The 25743-nt window shown below is 71.7% G+C and carries 25 protein-coding genes; 7 read left to right on the top strand and 18 right to left on the bottom strand.

Going from position 1 to position 25743, the window contains the following annotated elements:
* Positions 1 to 83: 83 nt before the first annotated feature.
* The 3 genes from LJB74_RS15665 to LJB74_RS15655 form a co-directional block, all read right to left on the bottom strand.
* Complete coding sequence (locus tag LJB74_RS15665) at positions 84 to 1205, bottom strand: BMP family protein (RefSeq protein ID WP_259309422.1); 1122 nt, start codon at positions 1203 to 1205, stop codon at positions 84 to 86.
* Positions 1206 to 1353: 148 nt separating this feature from the next.
* Positions 1354 to 2646: an amidohydrolase gene (locus LJB74_RS15660; RefSeq protein WP_259309421.1), complete on the bottom strand. Its 1293-nt coding sequence runs from the start codon at positions 2644 to 2646 to the stop codon at positions 1354 to 1356.
* Positions 2643 to 3755, bottom strand: coding sequence for a mannose-1-phosphate guanylyltransferase (locus LJB74_RS15655; protein ID WP_259309420.1), 1113 nt, complete (start codon positions 3753 to 3755; stop codon positions 2643 to 2645). Before LJB74_RS15655 ends, LJB74_RS15660 begins: the two co-directional genes overlap by 4 nt.
* 207 nt (positions 3756 to 3962) lie before the next feature.
* Here LJB74_RS15655 and sdhC point away from each other — a divergent pair, with 207 nt between their 5' ends.
* The 4 genes from sdhC (at position 3963) to LJB74_RS15635 (ending at position 7483) form a co-directional block, all read left to right on the top strand.
* On the top strand, positions 3963 to 4343 hold the full coding sequence (gene sdhC / locus LJB74_RS15650) for a succinate dehydrogenase, cytochrome b556 subunit (protein ID WP_259309419.1): 381 nt from the start codon (positions 3963 to 3965) through the stop codon (positions 4341 to 4343).
* Positions 4343 to 4807 carry a succinate dehydrogenase hydrophobic membrane anchor subunit gene (locus LJB74_RS15645; protein WP_259309418.1) on the top strand — a complete coding sequence of 155 codons (465 nt, stop codon included), beginning with the start codon at positions 4343 to 4345 and terminating at the stop codon, positions 4805 to 4807. The genes sdhC and LJB74_RS15645 overlap by 1 nt, the downstream gene beginning before the upstream one ends.
* A 64-nt stretch (positions 4808 to 4871) precedes the next feature.
* Positions 4872 to 6713 carry a succinate dehydrogenase flavoprotein subunit gene (gene sdhA / locus LJB74_RS15640; protein ID WP_259309417.1) on the top strand — a complete coding sequence of 614 codons (1842 nt, stop codon included), beginning with the start codon at positions 4872 to 4874 and terminating at the stop codon, positions 6711 to 6713.
* Positions 6713 to 7483 carry a succinate dehydrogenase iron-sulfur subunit gene (locus LJB74_RS15635; protein ID WP_259309416.1) on the top strand — a complete coding sequence of 257 codons (771 nt, stop codon included), beginning with the start codon at positions 6713 to 6715 and terminating at the stop codon, positions 7481 to 7483. Before sdhA ends, LJB74_RS15635 begins: the two co-directional genes overlap by 1 nt.
* A gap of 111 nt (positions 7484 to 7594) precedes the next feature.
* Here the strand turns inward: LJB74_RS15635 and LJB74_RS15630 are convergent, their stop codons facing one another.
* The 8 genes from LJB74_RS15630 to sigE all read right to left on the bottom strand — a co-directional run bounded on the left by LJB74_RS15630 (position 7595) and on the right by sigE (position 14889).
* The gene (locus tag LJB74_RS15630; RefSeq protein ID WP_259309415.1) at positions 7595 to 8578 is read right to left on the bottom strand and encodes an endonuclease domain-containing protein; all 984 of its coding nucleotides are present in this window, start codon (positions 8576 to 8578) and stop codon (positions 7595 to 7597) included.
* Positions 8563 to 9762, bottom strand: a complete 1200-nt coding sequence (locus LJB74_RS15625) for a YihY/virulence factor BrkB family protein (protein WP_259309414.1) — start codon at positions 9760 to 9762, stop codon at positions 8563 to 8565. The genes LJB74_RS15630 and LJB74_RS15625 overlap by 16 nt, the downstream gene beginning before the upstream one ends.
* Before the next feature lie 9 nt (positions 9763 to 9771).
* The gene (locus LJB74_RS15620; protein WP_259309413.1) at positions 9772 to 10353 is read right to left on the bottom strand and encodes a 2'-5' RNA ligase family protein; all 582 of its coding nucleotides are present in this window, start codon (positions 10351 to 10353) and stop codon (positions 9772 to 9774) included.
* A complete protein-coding gene (gene trpS, locus LJB74_RS15615) occupies positions 10350 to 11399 on the bottom strand; it encodes a tryptophan--tRNA ligase (RefSeq protein WP_259309412.1) in 1050 nt (349 codons plus the stop codon). Before trpS ends, LJB74_RS15620 begins: the two co-directional genes overlap by 4 nt.
* Before the next feature lie 70 nt (positions 11400 to 11469).
* A complete protein-coding gene (locus LJB74_RS15610) occupies positions 11470 to 11883 on the bottom strand; it encodes a twin-arginine translocase TatA/TatE family subunit (protein WP_259309411.1) in 414 nt (137 codons plus the stop codon).
* Positions 11884 to 11903: 20 nt separating this feature from the next.
* The gene (locus LJB74_RS15605) at positions 11904 to 13337 is read right to left on the bottom strand and encodes a S1C family serine protease (RefSeq protein ID WP_259309410.1); all 1434 of its coding nucleotides are present in this window, start codon (positions 13335 to 13337) and stop codon (positions 11904 to 11906) included.
* Complete coding sequence (locus tag LJB74_RS15600; RefSeq protein ID WP_259309409.1) at positions 13334 to 14314, bottom strand: zf-HC2 domain-containing protein; 981 nt, start codon at positions 14312 to 14314, stop codon at positions 13334 to 13336. Before LJB74_RS15600 ends, LJB74_RS15605 begins: the two co-directional genes overlap by 4 nt.
* Positions 14311 to 14889, bottom strand: coding sequence for an RNA polymerase sigma factor SigE (gene sigE, locus LJB74_RS15595; RefSeq protein ID WP_259309408.1), 579 nt, complete (start codon positions 14887 to 14889; stop codon positions 14311 to 14313). Before sigE ends, LJB74_RS15600 begins: the two co-directional genes overlap by 4 nt.
* Before the next feature lie 326 nt (positions 14890 to 15215).
* Between sigE and LJB74_RS15590 the strand changes: the two genes are divergently transcribed.
* Positions 15216 to 15875, top strand: a complete 660-nt coding sequence (locus LJB74_RS15590) for an O-methyltransferase (RefSeq protein ID WP_259309407.1) — start codon at positions 15216 to 15218, stop codon at positions 15873 to 15875.
* 64 nt (positions 15876 to 15939) lie between these two features.
* On the opposite strand, the gene LJB74_RS15585 is transcribed toward LJB74_RS15590, so the two are convergent.
* The 6 genes from LJB74_RS15585 to dapE all read right to left on the bottom strand — a co-directional run bounded on the left by LJB74_RS15585 (position 15940) and on the right by dapE (position 22192).
* Positions 15940 to 17508, bottom strand: coding sequence for a M17 family metallopeptidase (locus LJB74_RS15585; protein ID WP_259309406.1), 1569 nt, complete (start codon positions 17506 to 17508; stop codon positions 15940 to 15942).
* Positions 17509 to 17564: 56 nt separating this feature from the next.
* On the bottom strand, positions 17565 to 17732 hold the full coding sequence (locus LJB74_RS15580) for a DUF3117 domain-containing protein (protein WP_259309405.1): 168 nt from the start codon (positions 17730 to 17732) through the stop codon (positions 17565 to 17567).
* A gap of 187 nt (positions 17733 to 17919) precedes the next feature.
* Entirely contained in the window at positions 17920 to 19164 is a 1245-nt protein-coding gene (locus LJB74_RS15575; protein ID WP_259309404.1) for a hypothetical protein, read from the bottom strand.
* Positions 19161 to 20093, bottom strand: coding sequence for a dihydropteroate synthase (gene folP, locus LJB74_RS15570; RefSeq protein ID WP_259309403.1), 933 nt, complete (start codon positions 20091 to 20093; stop codon positions 19161 to 19163). Before folP ends, LJB74_RS15575 begins: the two co-directional genes overlap by 4 nt.
* 77 nt (positions 20094 to 20170) lie before the next feature.
* Complete coding sequence (locus LJB74_RS15565; RefSeq protein WP_259309402.1) at positions 20171 to 20992, bottom strand: TIGR00730 family Rossman fold protein; 822 nt, start codon at positions 20990 to 20992, stop codon at positions 20171 to 20173.
* A 9-nt stretch (positions 20993 to 21001) separates the two neighbouring features.
* Positions 21002 to 22192, bottom strand: a complete 1191-nt coding sequence (gene dapE, locus LJB74_RS15560) for a succinyl-diaminopimelate desuccinylase (RefSeq protein WP_259309401.1) — start codon at positions 22190 to 22192, stop codon at positions 21002 to 21004.
* A gap of 85 nt (positions 22193 to 22277) precedes the next feature.
* Here dapE and dapD point away from each other — a divergent pair, with 85 nt between their 5' ends.
* Positions 22278 to 23252, top strand: coding sequence for a 2,3,4,5-tetrahydropyridine-2,6-dicarboxylate N-succinyltransferase (dapD, locus tag LJB74_RS15555; protein ID WP_259309400.1), 975 nt, complete (start codon positions 22278 to 22280; stop codon positions 23250 to 23252).
* Positions 23253 to 23303: 51 nt separating this feature from the next.
* Positions 23304 to 24203, top strand: coding sequence for a hypothetical protein (locus LJB74_RS15550; RefSeq protein WP_396125179.1), 900 nt, complete (start codon positions 23304 to 23306; stop codon positions 24201 to 24203).
* Between the two features lie 55 nt (positions 24204 to 24258).
* Here LJB74_RS15550 and LJB74_RS15545 read toward each other — a convergent pair whose 3' ends face one another.
* Positions 24259 to 25557: a citrate synthase gene (locus LJB74_RS15545; protein WP_259309398.1), complete on the bottom strand. Its 1299-nt coding sequence runs from the start codon at positions 25555 to 25557 to the stop codon at positions 24259 to 24261.
* Between the last annotated feature and the right edge of the window lie 186 nt (positions 25558 to 25743).

The raw sequence follows: 25743 nt of genomic DNA, 5'->3' as shown, positions 1-25743 counted from the left end.
CTGCCCGGGCCATCGGTTCACGCAGTTGTGTCACGTGGCTGGTCAGCGCGTCCCCGCGCCGGTCCAGCAGTGGGTCGAGAGGGTCAGTTGGAGCTGACCGACGTGACCTTGAGGGTGCCGTCGATGATCGACTTCTTGAGCTCGTCGACCTTGGTCTTCAGCGCAGCCGGGACCTTCGAGTCGAAGTCGTGGAACGGCGCGATGCTGATCCCGCCGTTCGCGAGCGTCCCGACGTAGGGCTCCGAGGTGTACTTGCCCTCCATGCCCTGCTTGACGGTGTCGTAGACCGACTGGCCGATCTCCTTGATGACCGAGGTCAGGACGATGTCCTTGTACTCCGGAGCCGTGTTGTACCAGTCGGCGTCGACGCCGATGATCTCGACGTTGCCCGCAGCCTTGGCAGCAGCCGCGGCGCCCAGGCCGACCGGACCGGCGACCGGCATGATGATGTCGGCGCCCTGGTCGATGAAGCCCTTGGCGAGGTTCTGGCCGTTGGCCTGGTTGTCGAAGTCACCCGTGAACGAGCCGGTCTGCGCGGCCTTGTCCCAGCCGAGGAGCTTCACGGTCGTCCCGTTGTCCTTGTTGTACTGGTCGATGCCGTCGGAGAAGCCGTCCATGAAGATCGTGACGGACGGGAGCTGCATGCCGCCGAACGTCGCGACCTTGCCGGTCTTCGTCATGCCCGCGGCGACGTAGCCCGCGAGGAACGAGGCCTCCTGCGTGTTGAAGAGCAGGGGCTTGCCGTTCTTCAACGTCACCGGCTTGAAGTCCGCGTCGGAGAAGGCGCTGTCGACGAGCGCGAAGTCGATGCTCGGGTTCGCGTTGGCGGCAGTCTGGATCGCGCCGGCGAGGTTGAAGCCGACGCCGATGATCAGGTTGCAGTTCTGCGAGACGAGGTTGTCGATGTTCGGCGTGAAGTCGGTCGATGCGGTCGACTCCACCTTGACCTCGGTGATGCCGAGGTCGGCCTTCGCCTTGTCGAGGCCCTCGGCACCCGACTGGTTGAACGACTTGTCGTGGAAGCCGCCGGCGTCCGAGACCATGCACGCCTTGTAGTTCACGGCAGCGGCGCTCGACGTGCTGCCGGTCGTCCCCGACGGGGTGGTCGTGCTCGGGGCGCTGCCACAGGCTGCGAGCGCGAGCGCCGCGATCCCGGCGAATGCCGCCGTACGAATGATGTTCTTCACGTAGAACTCCTGGTTCATCGATGGTCGACCGAGAGGTGGGCGCCGACCGGTGGCAGGGTGAGCACAACCCCTGCGACCTGCGGCGTCGTCCCAGCTCGCATGCTGCGAACACTAGTCAGCGCTGTGTGTCCGATGTGTTGCGGTGGGGGCGTTTGTCCACCGTTCGTTATGCAGTCGGAATGTTGGACCGACCGCTGGGACGCGCCGTCCCGGTGCTCGGGACAGCACCCGCGAGCAGAGCGCTCCTGGCCAGCAGCAGGACCGCCAGCTCGATCGCCTGCTCGTCGATCTCGAGGTTGCCCTGGTGGATGTCGAAGGTCCGCCCGCCGGGCGTCCGCGTGCCGAGCCGTGCCAACGCGCCCGGCACCCGGGTGAGGTACCAGGCGAAGTCCTCGCCGCCGAGCGACTGCTCCGTCAGCAGCACCGATCCCGGCCCGAGGACGTCCCGCGCCGCGGCCTCGAGCACGCCGGTCGCGTGCTCGTCGTTCTCGACCGGCGGCACGCCGCGGTGGTGCCGCACCTCGACCTCGACGTCGTACGGCGCGACGACCTGCTCGACGGCGTCGTGGAAGACCTGCGACGCGCGCTCCCACGCACGCACGTCGAGGCACCGCAGCGTCCCGCGCACGGTGCCCGTCGACGGGATCGCGTTGTGCGCCGTCCCCGACTGCACCGCACCCCACGTGAGGTTCACCCCGGACCGCGGGTCCAGGCGCCGCCCGAGCACGGCCGGGACCTGGGTGATCACCTGACCGAGGGCGAACACCACGTCACCGGTGAGGTGCGGGCGGGACGTGTGCCCACCGCCGCTCGTCACCGTGACCGCGACCTCGTCCGATGCCGACGTGATCGGGCCGATCCGGGTGCCGACCTGCCCCACATCGACCTTCGGGTCGCAGTGCAGCGCGTACACCTGGCTCACACCATCGAGCCCCCCGGCGGCGATCACGTCGAGCGACCCGCCGGGCTGGACCTCCTCGGCGGGCTGGAAGATCAGCCGCACCCCCGTCGGCAGGAGTCCGTCCGCCGCCAGCCCGGCGAGGACGAGCCCTGCCCCGAGCACCGCGGTCGTGTGGACGTCGTGACCGCACGCGTGCGCGACGCCGGGGTGCGTCGAGGCCCAGGGCACACCCGACGTCTCGAGGAGAGGGAGGGCGTCGAGGTCCGCACGCAGCGCGACGCGGAGCCGCCCGGAGTCGGTCGACCCGGGGCCGATGTCGCACACGAGCCCGCTCCCCGGGAGCAGCCGCGGCGAGAGCCCCGCCTCCCGCAGCCTGTCCGCGACGACCGCGGTGGTCCGCAGCTCGGTCCGCGCGAGCTCGGGATGCGCGTGGAGGTCGCGCCGGATCTCGATCAGCTCCCGTCGGAGCTCAGCCGCCGACGTCGCCAGCCGCGCGAGAAGGGCCGCGTCGTCGCCAGCTCCCCGCGCGTCCCCGGTGTCGTCGACGGGGTGCGTCACAGGAGCTCGACCCGCCCCTCGGTCCGCAGCCGGTCGACGACGGACTTGACCTGCTGCGCATGCGCGAGCGTCGTGACCAGCAGGGCGTCGGGGGTGTCGACGACGACGGCGTCAGGCAGCCCCAGGACGGCGACCTGCCGCCCCGCGGCGGTCACCACCAGGGCGCGCGGGGAGTCGACGAGCGAGGCGAGCGCGCCAGCGCCGAGGACGTGGGCGCCGTCGTCCGTACCGGGGAGGAGTGAGGCCAGCGACGCGAAGTCGCCGACGTCGTCCCAGCCGAAGTCACCCGGCACCACGGCGACCCCGCCGGCAGCAGCCACCGGCTCCGCGATCGCGTGGTCGATCGCGATCTTCGGCAGCGTCGGCCACCGGTCCGCCAGCACCGCCTCGCGGTCGGGCGTGTCCCACGCCGCGGCGATCGCCCGGAGCCCGTCGTGCAGCGTCGGGAGCTGGACGGCCAGGTGACCGAGCAGGACCTCGGCGCGCACGAGGAACATCCCCGCGTTCCACCGGTACTCGCCGGTCGCGAGGTACTCGGCCGCGGTCTGCTCGTCGGGCTTCTCCGTGAAGCCCGCGGCGAGCCGGACGCCCGGACCGCCGTCGATGCCGAGGAGTTCCCCGCTGCGCACGTAGCCGAAGGCCGTCGACGGCCCCGTCGCCGCGATCCCGATCGTCACGACGTAGCCGGCCTGCGCGGCGGCGACGCCCTCGCGGATCGCGCTCTCGAAGAGCTCGGTCCCGTCGATGACGTGGTCGGCGGCGAACGAGCCGACCACGACGTCACCGTGTCGGTGGGCGAGCACCGCCGCCGCAAGCCCGATCGCCGCCATCGAGTCCCGCGGAGACGGCTCGGCGAGCACGTCGCTCGCGTCGATCTCCGGGACCTGCCCGCGCACCGCGTCGACGTGCCGCTCACCGGTCACGACCATCACGCCGCCCGCGCCCGTGAGGGGCAGGAGCCGGTCCACCGTCTGCTGGAGCAGGGTGCGCCCGGACCCAGTGAGGTCGTGCAGGAACTTCGGGTGCCCGGCGCGAGACAGGGGCCACAGGCGTGTTCCGGCACCACCGGCGGGGATGACGACGTGGAAGCCGGGGATCGAGGAAGGCATGGAGCCAGGCTACGGGGTGACGCCTCACCTCGACGGCAGACAGGGATCGACCGGTGGCCACGCTCCATGTGTGGGGTTCATCACAATGCGTCGCGTTGACCGCACACGCGACGATCCGGTGCGGCAAAGGGGGGACCAAAGTCACTAGAGTGGACGCGCAGAGGACGGCGTCGTCCTATCCGCCCCATTCGCCAGGAGGCCCCCCAAGTGCCCACTGCACCGGCTGGCACGCTCTACCGAGGCCGAGAAGGCATGTGGTCGTGGGTCGCGCATCGCGTGACCGGCGTCCTGATCTTCTTCTTCCTCCTCGTCCACGTCCTCGACACGTCGCTGGTCCGGGTGTCGCCGGAGACGTACAACGCGGTCATCGGCACGTACAAGAACCCCGTCATGGGGCTCGGCGAGGCCGGCCTGGTCGCCGCGATCACGTTCCACGCCTTCAACGGCCTGCGCATCGTGCTCGTCGACTTCTGGGCGAAGGGCCCGAAGTACCAGAAGGTCATGCTCTGGATCGTGATCGGCCTGTTCGTCGTGACGATGGCCGGGTTCCTGCCACGTCAGCTCTCGAACGTGTTCGGGGGCAACTGATGAGCACCGAGACGACCACCTCGCCGCGCCTCCCCGCCCCTCGCGACCCCTACCGGCGTCGCAGGACCACGCGCGGCAACTTCGAGCTGTACGGCTGGGCGTTCATGCGTGGGTCGGGCGTCATCCTGGTCGTCCTGATCTTCGGCCACCTGTTCGTCAACCTCATGTCCGGGCAGGGCGTCAAGGCGATCGACTTCGGTTTCGTCGCCGGCAAGTGGGCCGACCTCCGCTGGCAGGTCTGGGACCTCGCGATGCTCTGGCTCGCGATGATCCACGGCACCAACGGCGTCCGCACGATCATCAACGACTACGCCGAGCGGGACGGCCTGCGCCTCGCGCTGAAGATCGCCCTGTACGTGGCGTTCGCCTTCACCGTGATCCTCGGCACCCTCGTGATCTTCACGTTCAACCCGTGCCCGACCGGCAGCCCGGCCGACCTGCTGCCCTCGTTCTGCCCGCGCTGACCGCCGCACCGTCTCCGTAGCCCGCCCCGTCCGACCTCTCGCCACACAGGAGGCATCGACCCCGATGCAGACCCACCAGTACGACGTCGTCATCGTGGGGGCGGGAGGTGCGGGCATGCGCGCTGCGCTCGAGTCGTCCACCCGTACCCGGACCGCCGTCATCTCCAAGCTCTACCCGACGCGTTCCCACACCGGCGCCGCGCAGGGCGGGATGTGCGCTGCCCTCGCGAACGTCGAGGAGGACAACTGGGAGTGGCACACCTTCGACACCGTCAAGGGCGGCGACTACCTCGTCGACCAGGACGCCGCCGAGATCATGGCGAAGGAGGCGATCGGCGCCGTCCTCGACCTCGAGCGGATGGGCCTGCCGTTCAACCGCACGCCCGAGGGCAAGATCGACCAGCGCCGGTTCGGTGGGCACACCCGCAACCACGGTGAGGCTGCCGTCCGCCGGTCGTGCTACGCGGCGGACCGCACCGGGCACATGATCCTGCAGACGCTCTACCAGCAGTGCGTCAAGCAGGACGTCGAGTTCTTCAACGAGTTCTACGTGCTGGACCTCCTCCTCACCGAGGACCTCACCGCCGGTGGGATCGACGACGGCGCCGACGTCGCCGTCTCGGGTGTCGTGGCGTACGAGCTCGCGACCGGCGAGATCCACCTGTTCCGCGCGAAGTCCGTCGTCCTGGCGACCGGCGGCGCCGGGAAGATCTTCAAGACGACCTCCAACGCGCACACCCTCACCGGTGACGGCATGGCGCTCGCCTACCGGCGCGGGGTGCCGCTCGAGGACATGGAGTTCTTCCAGTTCCACCCGACAGGTCTCGCCGGGCTCGGCATCCTGCTCTCCGAGGCCGCCCGCGGTGAGGGCGCAATCCTGCGGAACAGCGAGGGCGAGCGCTTCATGGAGCGCTACGCCCCGACGATCAAGGACCTCGCGCCGCGAGACATCGTCGCCCGGTCGATGGCGAACGAAGTTCGTGCCGGACGCGGCTGCGGCCCGAACAAGGACTACGTCCTCCTCGACCTGACGCACCTCGAGCCCGCGCACATCGACGCGAAGCTCCCGGACATCACCGACTTCGCCCGGACGTACCTCGGGATCGAGCCGTACACCGAGCCCATCCCGGTGTACCCCACCGCGCACTACGCGATGGGCGGGGTGCCCACCAACGTCGAGACCGAGGTCCTGCGCAACAACACGGACACGGTGCGGGGCCTGTTCGCTGCGGGTGAGGTGGCGTGCGTGTCGGTGCACGGGTCGAACCGGCTCGGCACCAACTCCCTGCTCGACATCAACGTGTTCGGCAAGCGGGCCGGCATCGCCGCCGCCGCCTACGCCTCCGGCGCCGACTGGCTGGAGCTCCCCGAGCAGGCGCAGAACGGCGTCGTCGCGGAGCTCGAGGAGATGCGCGACCGGGCCGACGGCGAGAGCGTGGCCGACCTCCGGCGCGCACTGCAGGAGACGATGGACACGAACGCACAGGTCTTCCGCACCGCCGAGTCGCTCACGACCGCGCTCGCGGATGTCCGCGCCCTGCAGGAGCGCTACCGGAACGTGTCGGTCCAGGACAAGAGCCGGCAGTTCAACACGGATCTCCTCGAGGCGCTGGAGCTCGGCTTCCTCCTCGACATCGCCGAGGTCGTCGTCGTCGGGGCCCTCGCGCGCGAGGAGTCACGCGGGGGGCACTTCCGGGAGGACTTCCCGAAGCGCGACGACGCGGGCTTCATGAAGCACACGATGGCCTACCGTCGACGGGCCGGCGCGACGCGGGCGGGGAACGCCGAGACCACCCCCGCGACGGTCGGAGGGCCTGGGGCTGCCGCCCCTGGCACGTTCGACGTCGTCCTCGGCTTCAAGCCGGTGACCATGACCCGCTACGAGCCGATGGAGCGTAAGTACTGATGACTGCGACTCTTCCCGACGTGTCCGCCGGCGCGGCGCCCGAGATCGGTGCCGTGCCCTCGTTCGACGTGACCCTGCGGATCCGCCGCTTCTCCCCCGAGACGCACGGAGGCGAGTCGTACTGGCAGGAGTTCACGGTCTCGGTCCACGGCACCGACCGGTTGCTCGACGCGCTGCACAAGGTCAAGTGGGACCTCGACGGTTCCGTCACATTCCGGCGTTCGTGCGCCCACGGCGTGTGCGGCTCGGACGCGATGCGCATCAACGGACGCAACCGCCTGGCCTGCAAGTCGCTCCTCAAGGACCTGAACCCCGACAAGCCGATCACGATCGAGCCGATCAAGGGCCTGCCGGTCATCAAGGACCTCGTGGTCGACATGGAGCCGTTCTTCGCGTCGTTCCGCGAGGTCATGCCGTTCCTCATCACCACCGGGAACGAGCCGTCCCGTGAGCGCCTGCAGTCCGCGGCCGAGCGGGAGCGGTTCGACGACACGACCAAGTGCATCCTGTGCGCGGCGTGCACGTCGTCGTGCCCCGTGTTCTGGACCGACGGGCAGTACTTCGGCCCGGCGGCGATCGTCAACGCGCACCGGTTCATCTTCGACAGCCGCGACGACGGGGCCCAGCAGCGCCTCGAGATCCTCAACGACAAGGAGGGCGTCTGGCGCTGCCGGACGACCTTCAACTGCACCGAGGCGTGCCCGCGCGGCATCGAGGTCACCAAGGCGATCGCCGAGGTCAAGCGCGCGATGATCACGCGCGCCTTCTGACCCCTTCCCTCGGTCAAGTGGAGCGATGTGCTCCGACTCGCCCGCGAGTCGCGAGCACATCGCTCCACTTGACGCGGTGCGTGGGGGCGGGCCGTCCAGGTCCGGGCGGCGTCAGAGCGGGGTCACGTGCCAGCGTCGGACGTGGTCGGGCCGCACGCGTTGACGGCGGTACGCCCGCCTGAGGCGCCGCTGCCACGCGCTCGCCGCCTGGTCGGTCGCGAGGTCCGTGGCAGTCGCACGCACGACGACGAGACCGAGCTCTTCGAGTGCCTGCTGGCGGCGCGCGTCGTCACCCCGTCGCTCGGCTGATGCATGGTGCGCGCCGTCGTACTCCCCGACAACCCCGAGCTCGGGATCGAGCAGGTCGACCCGCGCGACGAACGCCCCGTCCGGGTCTCGGACCACGGAGTTGCATCGCGGACGCGGCAGGCCCGCGTCGAGCCACAGCATCCGCAGCGCGCTCTCCTGAGGCGACTCCGCGCCGCCGTCCACCCGGTCGAGGACCTGGAGCGCTGATGGCCGACCCCGCCAGCGATGCCGCGCAACGGTCAGCGCCCGGATCTCGGTGAGATCTACCACCCCCAGGTGGATCAGCCGATCGAGCGCGACGACCGCGGCGGGCTCGCGCCACAGCCGTGCCAGGTCGAACGCCGTCCGCACCGGCGTCGTGACCGGGATGCCGTCGACCACGGTCCACTCGTCCGCCCGCACGACGCTACGGAAAACTCGCACATGCTCACCGGGCCGCAGCCTCGCGGCCCGCGGGGCGCAGACCATCACCCGGGCGCATGCGGTCTCGCCGAGGTCCCGCCGGTCCTGCGCGCGATGCTCGTACCACGCCTCGCCGGTGAAGACCGTCGCCTCGCTGTCCGGGTCGGCCGCACGCTCGAACAGCCGCGCAGCCGCCCACCCCCCGATCACGCAGTCCGGGACCAGCCTGAGCGCCGCCGCTGCGATCCGCGCATCGGCGTCCGACGCCAGGACCCCGGGCAGCCCCCAGATGCCGTGCATCATCGACACCAGCTCTCCGCGGGTGGCGGCAGCCCTGCTGACGCGGTGCGCGCCGAGCTGCGCGGTCCTCAGGAGCCACGGCACCTCGAGCGAGGCGGTAGCGGGACGGCCAGGATCGTCGGCGACGGGCATGAGACGAGACAAGTCGGATCCGGCGGGCTCCGGCGAACCCCGCACCCGTCAGGTGCAGACGACCATCCCGCCCTGCACCCTGTGGACGCTTCAGCACGCCCCGGCTCACCGAGCCGCCCGTCTGCCCGTTCGGACGAACGTCCCCGTCCGTACGTCCGCGCCTCCGTCAAGTGGAGCGTTCCGTCACGACACGCCCGCGAGTCACTCGCACTTCGCTCCACTTGGCGGGGGGAGAGGGGGTTGGCGATCCAGGCGGCGGACAGCAGGACGATGCGGGAGACGAGGTTCACCCAGACCAGGAGGGTCACGATCGCGGCGTACGACGCCAGGAGCGCGTTGCGGCCGGCGGCACCGGCGACCACCGCCGTCCCCAGGTGACGGACGACACCGAGGGCCGCGCCGGCGATCAGTGCGCCGCTGACCAGGTCGCGGCGCGGCGGACGGACGCCCGCCAGCACCACCACGAGGAGGGCGAAGGTGAGCCCGTCCACCACCAACGAGGTCACGACGCCCACCGCCACCACGATCCCTGCGGCATCGGCACTCAGCCCGAGCGCACCGAGTGCCCACTGCACAGCACCCGTGACGACGAGGCTCACCGTCGCGGACACCACGACGGCGAGAGACAGCGCCGCCAGGCCCGCGACCTCGCGCAGCTTCCCGACGACGACGTTCCCCGCGTCGGTGGGAAGGCCGAACATCGCCCGCAACCCCACCCGGAGCGCCGCCATCCACGAGATCGCGCTCACCACGAGGACAACCACCGCCACCACCCCGGCGACGGTGAACCCGGTCGACAGGGTCAGCGACTGTGGCGAGATCGCTCCCTCTCCGTCCCCGGTGTCGACCAGCCCGGGCAGCGACGACGACACCGTCGCCAGGACCCGGGCCCGGAGCGCGTGATCGCCGCCGAGGACGGCGGTGAAGATCGTGAACCCGATCGTGAGCGCAGCAGCGACGGAGAACACCGCGCTGTACGCGATGCCGCCGGTGAGGACTCCACCACCCGCCGCCCCGAACCGGGCGTTCGCGCGACCGATCCGCGTCCCGCGGAGCCAGGCCGCGCCGGCCTTCACGGCGCGGACCGCCGTCCGAGCGGTCGACGCGTGGGGCGCCGGGCCGTGGGAACGGGACATCACTCGACCCTACGAGCCGTCCTGACGGTCTGCATGTCCGGTGGACACACCGTGACCGGTGAACGGGTAGGTCTTCTCAGGGCGCCACATGCCGTCGTCGCCGTGGTGGTACGACTGGAATCCGCCGACGACGAACGAGGCCTCGAAGTCCGCAAGACCGTCGAACGCACGCTCCAGGGCGTCCTCGTCGACCTCGTGAGCGACCGTCACGTGCGGGTGGTAGTTGAACCTGAGCTCCTGCGCGAGGGGCCCAGACCTCACAGCGCTCTCGAGGTCCTCGCAGATCGAGATGCCCTCGACCACCTGGACGAACACCACCGGCGACACGGGGCGGAAGCTCCCGGTCCCCCGGAGGTGCAGGGCGAACGGACGGAACCGTGAGGCGACCTCGGCCAGGTGCACCCCGAGCACGTCCAGGTCGCTCTCGTCGACCACCGTCGGTCCGAGCAGCGTGATGTGGGGAGGGATGAACGGTGCGAGCGGGTCCCCGAACGACGCACGGGCCTCCTGCAGCGCCGAGCCGTACGGCTCCGGGACCGTCAGGGCGACCCCGATGCGGATCTGGTCGGCCCCTCGCTCCGGGAGTCTCACGCCCGGCTCCCCCGCGCCGGGAGGAGTCCCACGGTGTCGTAGATGCGGGCCAACGTCCCGCGTGCGATCGCGCGCGCCTTCTCCGCTCCCTCGGCGAGGATCTCGTCCAGCGCGGCGGGATCGGAGAGGTACGCGTTCGCACGCTCCTGGAACGGCCGGACGAAGTCGACGACGACCTCGGCCAGGTCCTTCTTGAGGTCGCCGTAGCCCTTGCCGGCATAGGACGCCTCGAGCTCCGGGACCGGTCGGCCGGTCAGGGCCGAGTAGATCGACAGCAGGTTCGAGACGCCGGGCTTCAGCGCCGGGTCGTACCGGATCTCGCGCTCGGCGTCCGTCACCGCCGATCGGACCCGCTTGGCGATGATCGCCGGGTCGTCGAACAGCTCGATGATGCCGTTCGGGCTGGCCGCGGACTTGCTCATCTTCGAGGCGGGGTCCTGCAGGTCGAAGATCTTCGCGGTCGCCTTGACGATGTGCGGTTCGGGGACGACGGCGGTCCCGTCGCCGTACCTGCTGTTGAGCCGGCCTGCGAGGTCGCGCGAGAGCTCGAGGTGCTGACGCTGGTCCTCACCGACGGGCACGAGCGCAGCGTCGTACAGGAGGATGTCCGCTGCCATCAGCACCGGGTACGTGAACAGCCCGACGGTCGTCCCATCGGAGCCGTACCGACCCGACTTGTCCTTGAACTGGGTCATCCGGCCGGCCTCGCCGAACCCCGTCACACAGCCCAGCAGCCACGCGAGCTCGGCGTGCTCGGCGACGTGCGACTGGACGAACAGGATCGACCGCGCCGGGTCGACCCCTGCCGCGAGGTACTGGGCAGCGGTTCGCCGGGTGCGTTCACGCAGCTTCGCCGGCTCCGGTCCCACCGTGAGCGCGTGCAGGTCGACGACGCAGTACAGCGGGTCGTAGTCGTCCTGCAACGCCACCCAGTGCGTCAGCGCACCCAGGTAGTTGCCGAGATGGAGGGAATCGGAGGTGGGCTGCATCCCCGAGAAGATGCGAGCCCGCGCCGCTCCGTCAGAGCCATGTGCAGCGTTGACCATCCGGCCATTCTGGCAGGTCCGCGAACCAGAACCGAACACGGATCGCACGGTCGACGACGTCTCCGCGCCGTCAGGTCGCCTCGTCGTCGAACGGCGCGGGCGTCGGGTCGACCGGCCCGGGGGCGTCCGCGGAGACGGCGGCACCAGCACCGGCACCGGCGGCCCCCGCCTCCCCGCTCGTGTAGGTCCGGCCGGTGGGGGTGGCCTTCAGCGCCGCCCCGATGTCGTTGAGATCGTCGAGCAGGGCGTCCCGCACGATGCGACGCGGGTCGTAGCGACGCGGGTCAAGTGCCTGCCAGTCGACGTCGGTGGTGTCGACGCCGAGCTCCTCGTCGACCTTGCGCCGCGCGTCCTGCATGAACGCGCGCAGCTGCCGCGCCCACTTGCCGAGCTGCTCGGCGTAGTGCGGCAGGCGTTCGGGGCCGATGACCACGATCGCCACCACGAGGAGGATCAGCGCCTCGCCGCCGTTGATGTCGAACACCGGCTCAGGCTACCTGTCGCTCAGTCACTCGACGCCTCCTGCAGCACGACTCGGACGTCGCGGACCTCCGACCCGCTCCGCACCCTCAAGAGCACCGCGTCACCTGGCGCCTTCGCGCGGATCGCCACGACCAGCTCGTCCGGGTCCGTGACCGGCCGACCGTCGATCGCGAGGATCACGTCGCCCGCCACGATCCCGGCCAGGTCGGCCGGTCCGCCCTTGGTCACTGCCGCGGGGCCCGAGGTGGACGCCGACCCGACCCGGACACCCTCGCCCGTGTACGACCTGTCGAGCAGGACCCCGATGATCGGGTAGGTGGCCTTGCCCGTCTCGATCAGCTGCTCCGCCGTGCGTCGAGCCTGGTTGGAGGGGATCGCGAAGCCGAGACCGATGCTGCCGGCAGAGCCGCCGGTCGCCCCGGGCGGCTGGGCGATCGCCGAGTTGATCCCGATGACCTCGCCCGCCGCGTTGATCAGCGGTCCGCCCGAGTTCCCCGGGTTGATCGCCGCGTCGGTCTGGATCGCGTTGATGAAGGCGGTATCGGTCGTGCTCCCGGCCGACACCGGCCGGTTCTTCGCGCTGACGATCCCCGACGTCACGGTGCCCTGGAGACCTAGTGGAGCCCCGATCGCGATGACCGGGTCTCCCACGACGACCTGGTCCGAGTCGCCGAGGACGAGCGGGGTGAGGCCGGTCCTCGCGACCTTGATGACGGCGAGATCGTAGTCGGCGGTACGCCCGACGAGCGTGGCCTGCTCCTGCGTCCCGTCGGCGAACAGCACCGTGATCGCCGCGTCGGTCGTCGCGGCCTCGGCGATCACGTGGTTGTTCGTCAGCAGGTAGCCGTCCGCCCGCAGCACGATCCCCGACCCCGTCGAGGTGCCGGTGCCCGAGGTCACCTGGATCGCGACGACGCTCGGGAGGACGACCGCAGCGAGCCCGGCGACCGAGTCGGGAGCGCGCGACGGCACGTCGGTGAGCACCGGCGCGGGGAGGTCCGCCGAGGAGAGCAACCCGTCCTGGTCGATGGTCCGATCGGCGAGCATCGCCCCGCCGGCACCGGCGAGCGCGGAGACGAGGATCACCGGGACGAGCCACGCCGCGGTACGGAGGCGGACCCGGCCGGCACGAGACGGTCCCGCGCCGTCACGACGCGTCGGAGGACGGGACTCTCGGTACGGGAACTCCTCGCCCGGTGCGTCCGCACTCGGCCACGCATCCGGTCCTCCCGGCCACACGGCCGACGTCCGGGGGCCCGGGGCCGCCGCATGCGCACCCGCCGGTCCCGGGCCCTGCTGCGGCCCGCGAGCCGGGTCCGGGTGCGCGTCCCGAGCCTCGAACGGTCCGGGGGCGGGCGCCGGGCGAGACGGCGGGGCGAACGGGTTGGCAGCCACCGGCTCCGCGTCCGACCGATCGGGGATCTCAGGCACGGGCTGCTGGTCGTCTGTGCTCATGGTCCGGCGACAACTCCTGTCACGGTGTGCCAGCCGCGGATGATCCGTGCCGCCGCTGCGTCGTCGAAGGCTGCGGCCGGAATGGTCCGCGCCACCTGCTGGACCTGCTCCCGACCGGCGTCCGAGACGATCTCGACGACCGTGTCCTGCGACTGCCACGCGAGGTGCCACGGGGAGCGTGAGAGCACGTACGCGCTCGTCCCTCCGACGTCCACCTGGTCCGCACCGGCCAGGAGCGCCGTGTCCAGCACCCCGCGCTGCTCGGTGAGGACGAACTGCCCTCGGGGGGTGTCCACGTCGACCTCGAGGACGCCGTCACCGGTCAGTCGCACCCCGGTGACCGACGCTCCGGCCGGAAACGCACCCGGGCACGGCCAGCCGTTCGCGTGCATCCAGGCGAGCACCGCGCCCTGCCCGCCTGCGAGGTTCAGACCGTCGACGGTGTCCGCGCTGCCCGCGGCGGAGGACCCGGTGCGGAGCGACGCCACGGAGACGCCCCCGGTGTCGGCCTCCTCCACGTGGGACAGCAGCGCCATGGCCTCGGCCGGGCGGTCCGACGGCGCGACCACGTGCGCGTCCCCGAGGACGAACAGCGCGAGCGCAGCGGCGCCGACACCGACGACCGAGCTCGCGACCCAGCGTCGCGTGCCGTGCCGGGACATGACGTCGCCGCGCATCCCGCCGGCCGGGAACGGCTGCGTCGGCGCGAGCAGGCTCGCTGTCGGGAACCGCGGCCCCGCTGGGCCAGGCCCGCCAGGTCCGTCCGCTCCGGTGCCGAGGGCGAGCAGCCGCGCGGTCAGGTCAGGCGCGGGGGCTACGTCGTCGATCCCGCTGAGGACCCGGCGCGACGCACGCGCCGCGGCGAGCTCGGCCGCGCATCTCGGGCACGCGGCCGCGTGGGCGAGGGCGCGCTCGGCCGCCGCCGGGTCGAGCTGACCGTCGACCAGGGCGCTCGTCAGGGAGCCGAGGTGGGTCACGACGCCACCTCGGCGTCGTCACGCGGCGACGCGGCCACCGGTCCCGGCGCACGATGTCCCAGGGCCGACCTGAGCTGAGCGCGCGCCCGATGGATCCGGGAGCGCACCGTGCCGAGCTTGATCCCGAGAGTGACCGCGATCTCCTCGTACGAGAGTCCTTCGATGTCGCACAGCACGACCGCGGCACGGTACTCAGGAGCGAGAGCGTCCAGGGCGCGCTGGATGTCGTGATCCAGGTTGGCGTGCTCGTACCCGCGCTCGGGAGTGCCACGACCCTCCGCGGTCGCGATGCGTGAGGTGTCTTCACCGATCGGGTCGATGCGCACCCGCTGGCGTCGCCGCACCTGGTCGAGGAACAGGTTGGTCGTGATCCGGTGCAGCCAGCCCTCGAACGTCCCGGGGGCGTAGGTCGACAGGGACCGGAACACCCGGACGAAGACCTCCTGGGTGAGGTCCTCCGCGTCGTGCTGGTTGCCGGTCAGACGGTAGGCCAGGCGGTAGACCCGGGCAGAGTGCTCACGGACGATGTCCTCCCACGACGGAGCGACCCACGGCTCCTCGGTGGTCACATCCATGCCCTCACGATCTCCTCGACGTCCGGGTCCGGCCGCCGGGGTCTCTTCCCCCGGCGGATCCAGTGTCGCAGCCCGCGCCCACACCTGGTTCGTTCGCGCGCAGCCGGAGCACTCCCCGGTGATCTTCGCCTCCCCCCACCCCCACGCAGCCTGACGACGACCTGGGTGTGTGCTGGTGACAACGTCGGCGTGGACGCAGACGTTCCCGGCCCGGCCGGACACGTGCGCCCCCGTCGGCCAGGCGCGAGCGCACCCACCTGGCGGCTGCCCACACGCGCCTGTGCACCCGAGGGACAGCCCCGACCTGCGGCGGTAGGCTCGGCGCGATGTCACGACGATCCACGGAGGCTCCCATCCCGACCGACAAGGCACTCAGCTGGGCCTACAGCGAGGAGTACCTTCCCGAGAACGACGTCGTGCTGCGCGCTCGTGACCGCGCCGCCGAGCTCGGATGCACCCCGGTCCTGCCCGGGGCCGGGGCGGTCCTGCGCGTGCTGGCGGCCCTGCTCCAGCCACGGGCCGTCGTCGAGATCGGCACCGGTGCCGGGGTCAGTGCCCTCTACCTCCTCGAGGGCATGCCCGAGGACGGCGTGCTCACCACGATCGACGTCGAGGTCGAGCACCAGCGCGCGGCGAAGCTCGCGTTCGCCGAGGCGGGGATCCGCCCGACCCGGACGCGCACGATCTCCGGGCGCGCGTCGGACGTCCTTCCGCGCCTCACCGACGGCGGCTACGACATGGTCCTCGTCGACGGGGACAAGGAGTCCGCGGCCCACTACGTCGAGCAGGCGCTGCGGCTGCTGCGGCACGGCGGGGTCCTCGTCGTGGACAACGCGCTCTGGCACGACCGCGTCGCCGACCCGGCCCGACGCGACGAGGTCACGACGATCCTCCGCGAGATCGGCCGCACGGTCCGCGAGGACGATCGTCTCGTCCCCGCTCTGCTGCCGTCCGGCGACGGGCTCCTGGTGGCCGTCCGCCGCTGAGGCGGCCGACCCGCACGGCGTCCTGAACGCGGGCACGGCGGCCTGATCTCGCCGCCGCAGGGTCTCAGCCCAGGCTCTCCAGGAACCGCACGAGCAGACGGGCGCCGAAGCCGGTCGGTCCGAGGGGAACCTCGTGGGCCGCGGCCGTCGACCGCGCCGGACCGGCGATGTCGAGGTGCGCCCAGTGCCGACGGCCGACGAACGTCTGGAGGAACAGCGCTGCGGTGATCGAGCCGGCACCGGTCGACGAGTCGCCGGGGACGTGCCGGATGTCGGCCACCGGCGAGTCGAGGGCGCTGCGGTACTCGGTCACCAGCGGGAGCTGCCACACCCGTTCACCGGTCGCCTCCCCTGCCGCGACCAAGGCGTCGACGAGCCCGCCGTCCTCGCTGAAGACTGCGGCGTGCGTGCGGCCGAGGCCGACGGTCGCGGCACCGGTCAGGGTGGCGACGTCGATCAGCACGTCCGGGTCGAGCGTCGCGTCGGCGTACGCCAGGGCGTCGGCGAGGACGATGCGCCCCTCCGCATCCGTGTTGAGGATCTCGACCGTCGTGCCCGAGTACGTGCGGAGCACGTCCGCCGGCCGGTAGGACGCCCCGCCGAACGCGTTCTCGGCGAGCGCGAGCACCGCGGTCACCCGGTGCCCGACGCCGAGCTCGGCCGCGGCCCGGACCGTCGCCAGCGCGACGGCAGCTCCGGCCATGTCCGTCTTCATCGGGAGCATGCTCTCGCGCGGCTTGATCGAGAGCCCGCCGGTGTCGTAGGTGATGCCCTTGCCGACCACGACGACGTGCTTCGCGGCGTCCGCCACGTGCTCCGCCGTCGGCTCGTACGCGACCGTCACCAGCCGCGGCGGGGTCGCGGAGCCGGAACCGACCGCGAGGATGCCACCGAAGCCGCCGGCCGCGAGCGCGTCGCCGTCGAGGACCTCGACCCGCAGACCGGTCGCGCGGGAGAGCTCGGTCGCCTGCTCCGCCATCCACTGGGGGTTCTTGACGTTCGACGGCGTCGCAGCAAGATCGCGCACGAGCCAGGTCGCACGCGCCGAGGCGGTCGCGCGGACCGCCGTCGCTGCGACCAGCTCCTCGTGCTTGCCGAGGAGCACGAGCTCGGGCGTCCCGGCACCCGTCTCGGGCTTGCGTGCTCCGGCCGGTGCCTCACCGAAGGTCGGGCTGGTGTACGCGCCGAGGAGGAAGCCCTCGACGAAGCTCCGGGCGGCTTCTGCCGCTCCGCGTCCGGGCTCGGAGGCGACGGTGGTGACCACCCGCGCAAGCCCCGTGGTCGCCCGGGCGAGCGCGGCTCCGGCCCGCCGCAGGTCGCGGTCCGAGCCCGTCCCGACGCCGACCAGGACGAGTCGGTCCGGCAGCCCTTCCCACGGCAGCGGGTCACGTGCGACGAGTGCCCGGGGCAGGTGGAACGTGTAGGTCTCGCCGGCGGAGCCGTCCAGCCCCGCGCGATCCGCGAGTCGTGCCAGGTCGATGCCGTACCGGGCGGCTGCGTCCGCGGTCCCGGTCCGCGGCTGGACATCGTCGTCGCCGTCGGCGGCGGGGGCGACCGGCACCGCGAGCGCATCGACCTGGGAGTCGACCAGCGAGGACCACCCGGCGACGTCCCCCTGCGCGAAGGTCACCATCGGCAGCGGCCGACGTGCATCCGCCCGCCGCGCGGAGCTCCGAGGTGCCAACGCCGTCAGCTGACGACCGAGCTCAGCGCCTCGCCGAGCTCCTTCGCCTCGACAGCGTTGAGCTCGACGACGAGCCGCCCACCGCCCTCGAGCGGCACACGCATGACGATCCCGCGACCTTCCTTGGTCACCTCGAGGGGTCCGTCACCGGTCCTCGGCTTCATCGCAGCCATGGGGGGATCTCCTTCGTTCGTGCGTACCGGGCCCGGGCCGCACGGACCTCGAGGGAGGCACGCGGCGGCGTCGAGGGGGCGGATGTCCGTTGCCATTCTAGGTCACGGCTCACCGCCGCACCCACGGTTCACCTGCAGCCGACGCTCCGGACGTGCGCTCCGGCCCACGATCGGGCGGTGCCGACGCTCACGGTGGCCAGCCCGACGGCGGGACCAGCCGCCAGAGCCGGTAGGTCCAGAGCACCTGGAGACCGGCCATGACGACCACGACGACCAGCAGCACGGGTCGGCGCCACCGCGCCGGTGGGAGGCCCGCCGTGATCGCCGCCATCGGGAAGGCGAGCAGCAGGAAGCGGAAGACGCTGGTACCCGGTTCGATCACGGCGGCGAGATAGCCCAGGTAGGCCGGTGACCAGGTCAGCAGCTCGGGTCCGAGCCGCCGCGAGGACCTCGAGAGCACGAGGACGACGACGGTCACCGACACGATGATCAGGACCGCCGGCGCCCACCGACCGAACCAGAACGTCGCAGCGTAGCCCCAGGACGCGAAGGGCACGACATGCCGGTCACCGCGCCAGGACCCCTGGGTCTGCAGGTACGCGTCGGGGACCCCGGTGACCCAGCCGCAGATAGCCGGCCACGCCAGTCCTGAGACCACGGCCGCGACGGCGAGGCCCCCGAGCCCGACGACGTCCGCGCGGCGGAGCCGGTCCTCTCCCCGCCGGGACCTGCGCCAGCGCACGACGGCGTGCACGACCACGACCAGGGCCATCGGCAGCGCGACGGCCCGGGTGAACCCGAGGGCGAGCACCAGGAGGGCCGTGAGCCAGTACCGGCGCAGCACGAGTGCGGTGAGCGAGCCCGCGATCAGGAGCAGCGCGAGCGACTCCGTGTAGCCGGTCTGCAGCACGACCGACGACGGGAAGACCGAGACCAGCAGCACGGTCGCGAGCGGCAACCCGGGGTGGGCGGCGACGGCCCGGGGGGCGCCGACCACGACCAGGCGGTGGATCACGAGCATCGCCACCGCCCCGAGAAGGGTCGCGACGATCGGCGCCACCACGTACCAGGGGCCCGTCGTGATCGCCATGGCGCCACGGACCAGGAACGGGAACAGCGGGAAGAACGCCCACGCGTTCTGCTGCACGAGCCCGTCCGCGCCGACCGGCAAGGTCGCCGGGTAGCCGTGCTCGGCGATCTGCCGGTACCAGCTCGCGTCCCACATGACACCCGTGTACTGCAGGTACGACGGGTCGGCGGCGGTCCACAGCGTCGCTGCCTGGTGGTGCGCCACGACGAGGAGCACGACGGCGCTCCACAGCCGCGCTCCGCCGAACACCACCAGGACGGCACCCCACCACGGCAGGCGGTTCCAGAGCCTCGACGGTGATCCGACGTCACCGCCGGCCGCGATCGTCGCCTCCGCGCTCACACGAGCCCCCGCACGGCGGTCCGGGGCGCCACGTCACCGCGGATCGCCGCGACCATGTCGACCGTGCGGCGCGTCGCCCGGATGTCGTGGGTCCGGAACACCCGCGCGCCGAGCCACGCGGCGACCGCGGTCGCGGCGAGAGTGCCCTCGAGGCGTTCGTCGGCCGGGAGCCCGAGGGTCTCCCCGATGAAGTCCTTGCGCGAGAGCGCCATCAGCACCGGGTGCCCCAGGGCGGTCAACGCGGCGGTGCGCCGGACCAGGTGCAGCGAGTGCCAGGTGTTCTTGCCGAAGTCGTGGGTCGGGTCGACGAGCACGGACGCCGGGTCGATGCCGAGGCCGACCGCCCGCGCAGCTGCCGCCGTGAGCGTGGCGAGCACGTCGTCGAGCACGCCGTCGCGCGGGTCGCTCGCCCCCGGTCGTGCGGGGTACGCGACCCGCAGCGGGTCGGTCCGCGGCAACGCTCCCCCGGTGTGGGAGCACACGACGCCCACCCCGGCCTCCGCCGCGACCTCGACCAGCGCCGGGTCGTGCCCGGCCCACGTGTCGTTGAGGAGGTCGGCACCTGCGCGCACCGCGTGCCGGGCGACCTCGGACCGCCACGTGTCGACGCTGATCAGCAGCTCCGGGACCTCGGAACGCAGACGCTCGACCAGCGGGACGACCCGTCGCGCCTCCTCGGCGGCGTCGACCTCGGCACCGCGGCCCGCACGCACCCCACCGAGGTCGACGATGTCCGCCCCCTCCTCGGCCGCGCGCACCGCGGCGTCGAAGGCCTCGTCCTCGCCGTACCGCGCGGCGGCGTAGAAGGAGTCCGTGGTGCGGTTCACGATCGCCATCACGACGGGTCGGTCCGGACCGAGCTCACGGTCGCGGAGCCGCAGGACGGCACCGGCGCTCGGCACGGGAGCGTCGCCTTCGTGCACCGTCACCGCACCCTCCGCAGACGTCGCGCCACCGTCACCGCGCCCACCTCGTCACGTGCCCACCTCGTCACGCGTCCACCTCGTCACGCGTCGGGCTCCCAGGCGGCGGACGCCGTGCGGAGCGCCGCGGCCTCGGCCTCTTCCTGGGCGCGGATCTGCCGGTCGCGCGCCTGCACCACTGCGACAGCCTCCTCAGGGTCGTCGACCACCGTGAGGAGCTCGATGTCCGCCGGGTTGATCATGCCGCGGTCGACGACGGGCCCCCGGACCCAGTCCAGGAGCCCGGACCAGTACTCCGACCCCATGAGCACGATCGGGAAGCCCATGACCTTGTGCGTCTGCACGAGGGTCAGTGCCTCGAACAGCTCGTCGAACGTGCCGAAACCGCCCGGCAGCACGATGAACCCCTGCGCGTACTTGACGAACATCGTCTTGCGGGCGAAGAAGTACCGGAAGTTGACCCCGAGGTCCACCCACTCGTTCATGCCCTGCTCGAAGGGCAGCTCGATACCCAGCCCGACGGACAGCCCGCCGGCCTCCCGGGCACCTCGGTTCGCCGACTCCATGATCCCGGGGCCGCCGCCGGTCATCACGGCGTAGCCGGCCTCGACGAGACCACGACCGACCTGCACACCCGTGCGGTAGTCGGGGTGCTCGCGCGGGACCCGCGCGGAGCCGAACACGCTGACGGCCGGGCCGATGTCCGCGAGCGCACCGAACCCCTCGACGAACTCGCTCTGGATCCGCATCACCCGCCACGGGTCCCCGTGGAGCCAGTCCGACTCGCCGCCCGACTCGAGCAGGCGCTGGTCCGTGGTCTTCGTCGGGATCTGCTTGCCGCGCAGCAGCACGGGCCCCTTGCGGTACCCCTGACCCGGCTGGGGCAGTCCGTCGTCGCTCGTCATGGTCAGACTCTATGCAGTGAGCCAGGCCAGCAGAGCGTCATGGCACACGTGGAGCTGCCAGACGGGACAGCGCTCGTCGTCCTTGTGCGCGAGCAGCGGGTCGCCGGGTCCGAAGTTCACCGCGGGGACACCGAGCTCGCTGAATCGCGCGACGTCGGTCCAGCCGTACTTCGGCGCCGGGCCGGTCCCGGTGAGAGCCGCGACGGCGGCGACGAAGTCGGCGGCGATCGGCGCGTCGAGCCCTGGTCGGGCGCCGGCAGCTGCGTCGACGACAGTGACCTCGAAACCCTCGAACAGCTCGCGCACGTGCGCCTCGGCCTGCGCGACCGACCGGTCCGGGGCGAACCGGAAGTTGACCGTCACGACGCACTCGTCGGGGATCACGTTGCCGGCGATCCCCCCGCGGATGCCGACGGCGTTCATGCCCTCGCGGTACGTGAGCCCATCCACCTCGGTCTCCTGAGGGACGTAGGCGCTCAGCCTCCGCAGCACCTCGCCCGCGCCGTGGATCGCGTTGACGCCCGTCCAAGCGCGCGCCGAGTGGGCGGCCACACCGGGCACCCGGACCTCGACGCGGAGCGTGCCGTTGCAGCCGCCCTCGATCCCGGCCACGGTCGGCTCCCCGAGGACCGCGAAGTCGCCGTCGAGCCACTCGGGATGGTTCCGCGCGACCCGGCCGAGCCCGTTGCGCGTGGCTTCGACCTCCTCGTTGTCGTAGAAGACCCAGGTGACGTCCCGCGTGGGTGCGACGAGGCGGGCCGCTAGCGAGAGGGCGACGGCCACGCCGCCCTTCATGTCGACGGTCCCCCGACCCCAGATCTCGGCGTCGTCCCTGACGACGGATCCTGCGGCGCCGACGGGACCCGTCCCGGTCACGCCGGAGGTCGAGGGCGCGCCCCCAGGGTCCTGACGTCCGGTCGAGGCGGGCTGCAGCCGGGTGGGCAGGTTGCTCGCGATCGGGACGGTGTCGAGGTGCCCGGCGACCACGACGCGGCTCTCGCGTCCGAGCTGCGTCCGGGCGACCACGGTGTCACCGTCCCGCAGCACCTCGAGGTGCGGGTACGCCCGGAGCGCAGTCTCGACGGCGTCGGCGAGCAGCCGCTCGTCGCCGCTCACCGACGGCACGTCGCACAGGGCGCGGGTCAGGTCGACGAGGTCGGCAGCGAGGTCCAGGACGGGCGCGGCAGAGGGAGCAGTCACGTCCCCGACCCTACCGAGACGGCGGTCGCCCGAGCGGCGCGGGCGCGTGCGGCACCCGACCACGACGGCCGTTAGGGTCGTTCCCATGACGGAGACGACGACCGTGCGGGACGCCTGGGGCTTCGGGCTGGCGACCGTGACCGACGACGGCACGACCCTCGAGGTCTGGTACCCGAGCCCCGCGCTTGGAACTGCGCCCGCCGACCGGACCGCACCGTCCGAGCTCGCCGCCCTCGCCGGTCACGACGACGCCCGGCGCGTGCGCACCGACGTCGTGCTCACCGAGATCGACCTCGACGCACCACCGGCGGACGCCGCCGACGCGTACCTGCGTCTGCACCTCCTCTCGCACCGGATCGTCGCGCCGCACGGCCAGAACCTCGACGGCATCTTCGGGGTGCTCCCCAACGTCGTCTGGACCGATCGTGGACCGTGCGCCGTCGAGGGCTTCGAGGACACCCGTCTGCGGCTGCGTGCGGTGACCGGTGTGCCGGTGACCGTGCTCGGGATCGACAAGTTCCCCCGCATGGTCGACTACGTCGTACCGAGCGGGGTGCGGGTCGCGGACGCGGACCGGGTCCGGCTCGGCGCGCACCTCGCCCCCGGAACGACCGTCATGCACGAGGGGTTCGTCAACTACAACGCCGGCACCCTCGGCGTGTCGATGGTCGAGGGTCGCATCTCCGCCGGTGTCGTCGTCGGGGACGGGAGCGACATCGGCGGCGGCGCGTCGATCATGGGGACGCTCTCGGGCGGGGGCAAGGAGGTCGTCTCGATCGGCCGTCGCTCGCTGCTCGGGGCCAACGCGGGCCTGGGCATCCCGCTCGGCGACGACTGCGTCGTCGAGTCCGGCCTGTACGTGACCGCCGGCACGAAGGTCACCCTCGTCGGGTTCACGGACACCGCCGGCGCCGACCTCACCGGCACCGTCGTCAAGGCCCGGGAGCTCGCCCGTGTCGACAACGTCCTGTTCCGCCGCAACTCCCTCACGGGGGGCGTCGAGGCGGTCGTGCGCGCCGGGACCGGGATCGAGCTGAATGCCGCTCTGCACGCCAACTGACGCGGGTCGGTCCGTGTCGGGTCGGGGCGACGAACAGACCGACCTGGCACGATGGCGGGCGTGAGACGCAGGCCGGCACGACGACGCGGACGCCTCGCGAGGACCGTCGGCTGGCTTGCGGCACTCCTCGTCGTCGCGGTCGGCGCGATCGTGCTCGTCCTGAACCGCTCGCAGGTGCTTCCGGTCGCGCAGGTGCGGTGCGCTGCGACGTCGGAGGGGACCAGCTGGTACCTCACCCCCGAGCAGGCCGACAACGCGGCACTGATCGCGGCGATCTCGGTGCAGCGCGGGCTCCAGGCCCGCGCCGCGACGATCGGGATCGCGACGGCCATGCAGGAGTCCAAGCTCGTGAACGTGACGCACGGCGACCGCGACTCGCTCGGGCTGTTCCAGCAGCGACCGTCCCAGGGCTGGGGAACCGCCGCCGAGGTGGTCGATCCGGTCCACGCGACGAACGCGTTCTACGACGCCCTGGTCAAGGTGCCGGGCTACGAGACGATGGCGATCACCGCGGCGGCCCAGGCGGTCCAGCGGTCCGCCTTCCCCGAGGCGTACGCCCAGCACGAGGCGCAGGCCCGCGCGTGGGCGTCGGCACTCACCGGGTGGTCCCCCGCCGCCGTGACCTGCCACCTGCGCGCGCCTGATGCCGCCGGCAGCGTCGAGGGGTTCGGCGCGCGGGTGCAGCGCGACCTCGGCGCGCTCCCGGTGACGCCCGGCACCCCGGACGCGACCGGTCTGCCGGTGACCGTGACGACCGCGGCGGGCGCGGACGACGTCCGATCGCGTCAGGCGTGGTCGGTCGCGCAGTGGTCCGTGGCGGTCGCCCGGGCGGAGCAGGTGACGACGGTCGCTGTCGCCGACCAGGAGTGGTCACGCACGCGCGGGACCTGGCAGCGGTCGGGCTCGACCGTGCCCGTCGGCGAGGTGCGGGTCACGCTCGCCGCTCGCTGACCGGTGTCGTCAGCGCCCGCCGACGGGTTCCGTCAGCGCTCTCCGGCGGGCTCCGTCAGCGGGCGTCGACGTCGACGTAGTCCCGCGTGACCTCGCCCGTGTAGACCTGGCGGGGCCGGCCGATCTTCGTCTGCGGGTCGAGCATCATCTCGCGCCACTGGGCGATCCACCCCGGCATCCGGCCGAGCACGAAGAGCGGGGTGAACATCGCCTCCGAGAAGCCCATCGCCTTGTAGATCAGCCCGGTGTAGAAGTCGACGTTCGGGTACAGCTTCCGCTCGATGAAGTAGTCGTCGTGGAGCGCGATCTCCTCGAGGCGGAGGGCGATCTCCAGCAGCTCGTCGTTCTTCCCGAGCGACGAGAGCACCGCATCGGCGCTCTTCTTCACGATCGCGGCGCGCGGGTCGTAGTTCTTGTAGACCCGGTGCCCGAACCCCATGAGGCGCACACCGTCCTCCTTGTTCTTGACCCGTGTCATGAACTCGGTGGCGTCACCGCCGTTCGCCTTGATCTCGGTGAGCATCTTCAGCACCGACTCGTTGGCACCCCCGTGCAGCGGGCCGGAGAGGGCGTTCACGCCGGCGGCGACCGAGGCGTAGATGTTGGCGTGGCTGGAGCCGACCATCCGGACCGTCGAGGTCGAGCAGTTCTGCTCGTGGTCCGCGTGCAGGATCAGCAGCTGGTCGAGCGCGTCCACGACGACCGGGTCCGGCTCGTACTGCTGGTACGGCACCGCGAACGTCATCCGCAGGAAGTCGTCGACGTACCCGCGCGAGTAGTCGGGGTACAGCAGCGGCTCGCCGCGACGCGTGCGGTGGAGGTACGACGTGACCGTGCGGGTCTTCGCGAGGATCAGGACGGTGGCCAGCTCGACGGTCTCCGGGTCGAACGGGTCGAGGGACTCCGGGTAGAAAGTCGCGAGCGCGTTGAGCGCCGAGGACATCACCGCCATCGGGTGCGCGTTGCGGGGGAACGTCCCCATGAACGTCCGGAAATCCTCGTGCACGAGCGTGTGCCGGTTGACCCGCTCGACGAACGCGTCGAGCTCGGTCGAGCTCGGCAGCTCGCCGTTGATGAGGAGGTACGCGACCTCGAGGAACGACGACTTCTCGGCGAGCTGCTCGATCGGGTACCCGCGGTACCGCAGGATCCCGGCGTCGCCGTCGATGTAGGTGATCTTGGACTCGCACGACGCGGTGTTCGTGTACCCGGGGTCGACGGTGACCAGCCCGGTCTCCCGCAGGAGCGAGGAGACGACGATGCCGCTGTTCCCCTCGGTCGCCGGGACGACGGGCAGGTCGTGGGACCGCCCGTCCACCACGAGCTGAACGACTGCCTGGGTGGACTCGGACATGCGGTTCCTCTCCTGGCGTCCGGTACCGCGCGGTGCTGCGCGGATGACGCGTCTCTCGCTGCGATGTCGACATCGACCGCCGGTTGTGAGCCGTCGTTGGCTTCGACCGACCGTACCTTCGCCTACCAGTCCTTGACCAATCCTTGCGGGCCTGAAGGTCCCTTACCCGGAGTGATTCATGTCACA

The organism is Cellulomonas sp. P24, from assembly GCF_024704385.1.
Taxonomy (GTDB): domain Bacteria; phylum Actinomycetota; class Actinomycetes; order Actinomycetales; family Cellulomonadaceae; genus JAJDFX01.
This window is presented reverse-complemented; position numbering and strand designations above follow the sequence as displayed.

Excerpts from the sequence above, each read along its gene's own strand:
- LJB74_RS15585 (WP_259309406.1), bottom strand. The coding sequence starts at position 17,508 with ATGGTGACCTTCGCGCAGGGGGACGTCGCCGGGTGGTCCTCGCTGGTC.
- LJB74_RS15635 (WP_259309416.1), top strand. The coding sequence starts at position 6,713 with ATGACTGCGACTCTTCCCGACGTGTCCGCCGGCGCGGCGCCCGAGATC.
- sdhA (WP_259309417.1), top strand. The coding sequence starts at position 4,872 with ATGCAGACCCACCAGTACGACGTCGTCATCGTGGGGGCGGGAGGTGCG.
- LJB74_RS15545 (WP_259309398.1), bottom strand. The coding sequence starts at position 25,557 with ATGTCCGAGTCCACCCAGGCAGTCGTTCAGCTCGTGGTGGACGGGCGG.
- LJB74_RS15655 (WP_259309420.1), bottom strand. The coding sequence starts at position 3,755 with ATGCCTTCCTCGATCCCCGGCTTCCACGTCGTCATCCCCGCCGGTGGT.
- LJB74_RS15625 (WP_259309414.1), bottom strand. The coding sequence starts at position 9,762 with ATGTCCCGTTCCCACGGCCCGGCGCCCCACGCGTCGACCGCTCGGACG.
- LJB74_RS15590 (WP_259309407.1), top strand. The coding sequence starts at position 15,216 with ATGTCACGACGATCCACGGAGGCTCCCATCCCGACCGACAAGGCACTC.
- sigE (WP_259309408.1), bottom strand. The coding sequence starts at position 14,889 with ATGGATGTGACCACCGAGGAGCCGTGGGTCGCTCCGTCGTGGGAGGAC.
- dapD (WP_259309400.1), top strand. The coding sequence starts at position 22,278 with ATGACGGAGACGACGACCGTGCGGGACGCCTGGGGCTTCGGGCTGGCG.
- trpS (WP_259309412.1), bottom strand. The coding sequence starts at position 11,399 with ATGGTCAACGCTGCACATGGCTCTGACGGAGCGGCGCGGGCTCGCATC.
- LJB74_RS15665 (WP_259309422.1), bottom strand. The coding sequence starts at position 1,205 with ATGAACCAGGAGTTCTACGTGAAGAACATCATTCGTACGGCGGCATTC.
- LJB74_RS15580 (WP_259309405.1), bottom strand. The coding sequence starts at position 17,732 with ATGGCTGCGATGAAGCCGAGGACCGGTGACGGACCCCTCGAGGTGACC.
- LJB74_RS15645 (WP_259309418.1), top strand. The coding sequence starts at position 4,343 with ATGAGCACCGAGACGACCACCTCGCCGCGCCTCCCCGCCCCTCGCGAC.
- LJB74_RS15550 (WP_396125179.1), top strand. The coding sequence starts at position 23,304 with ATGGCGGGCGTGAGACGCAGGCCGGCACGACGACGCGGACGCCTCGCG.
- LJB74_RS15605 (WP_259309410.1), bottom strand. The coding sequence starts at position 13,337 with ATGAGCACAGACGACCAGCAGCCCGTGCCTGAGATCCCCGATCGGTCG.
- LJB74_RS15565 (WP_259309402.1), bottom strand. The coding sequence starts at position 20,992 with ATGACGAGCGACGACGGACTGCCCCAGCCGGGTCAGGGGTACCGCAAG.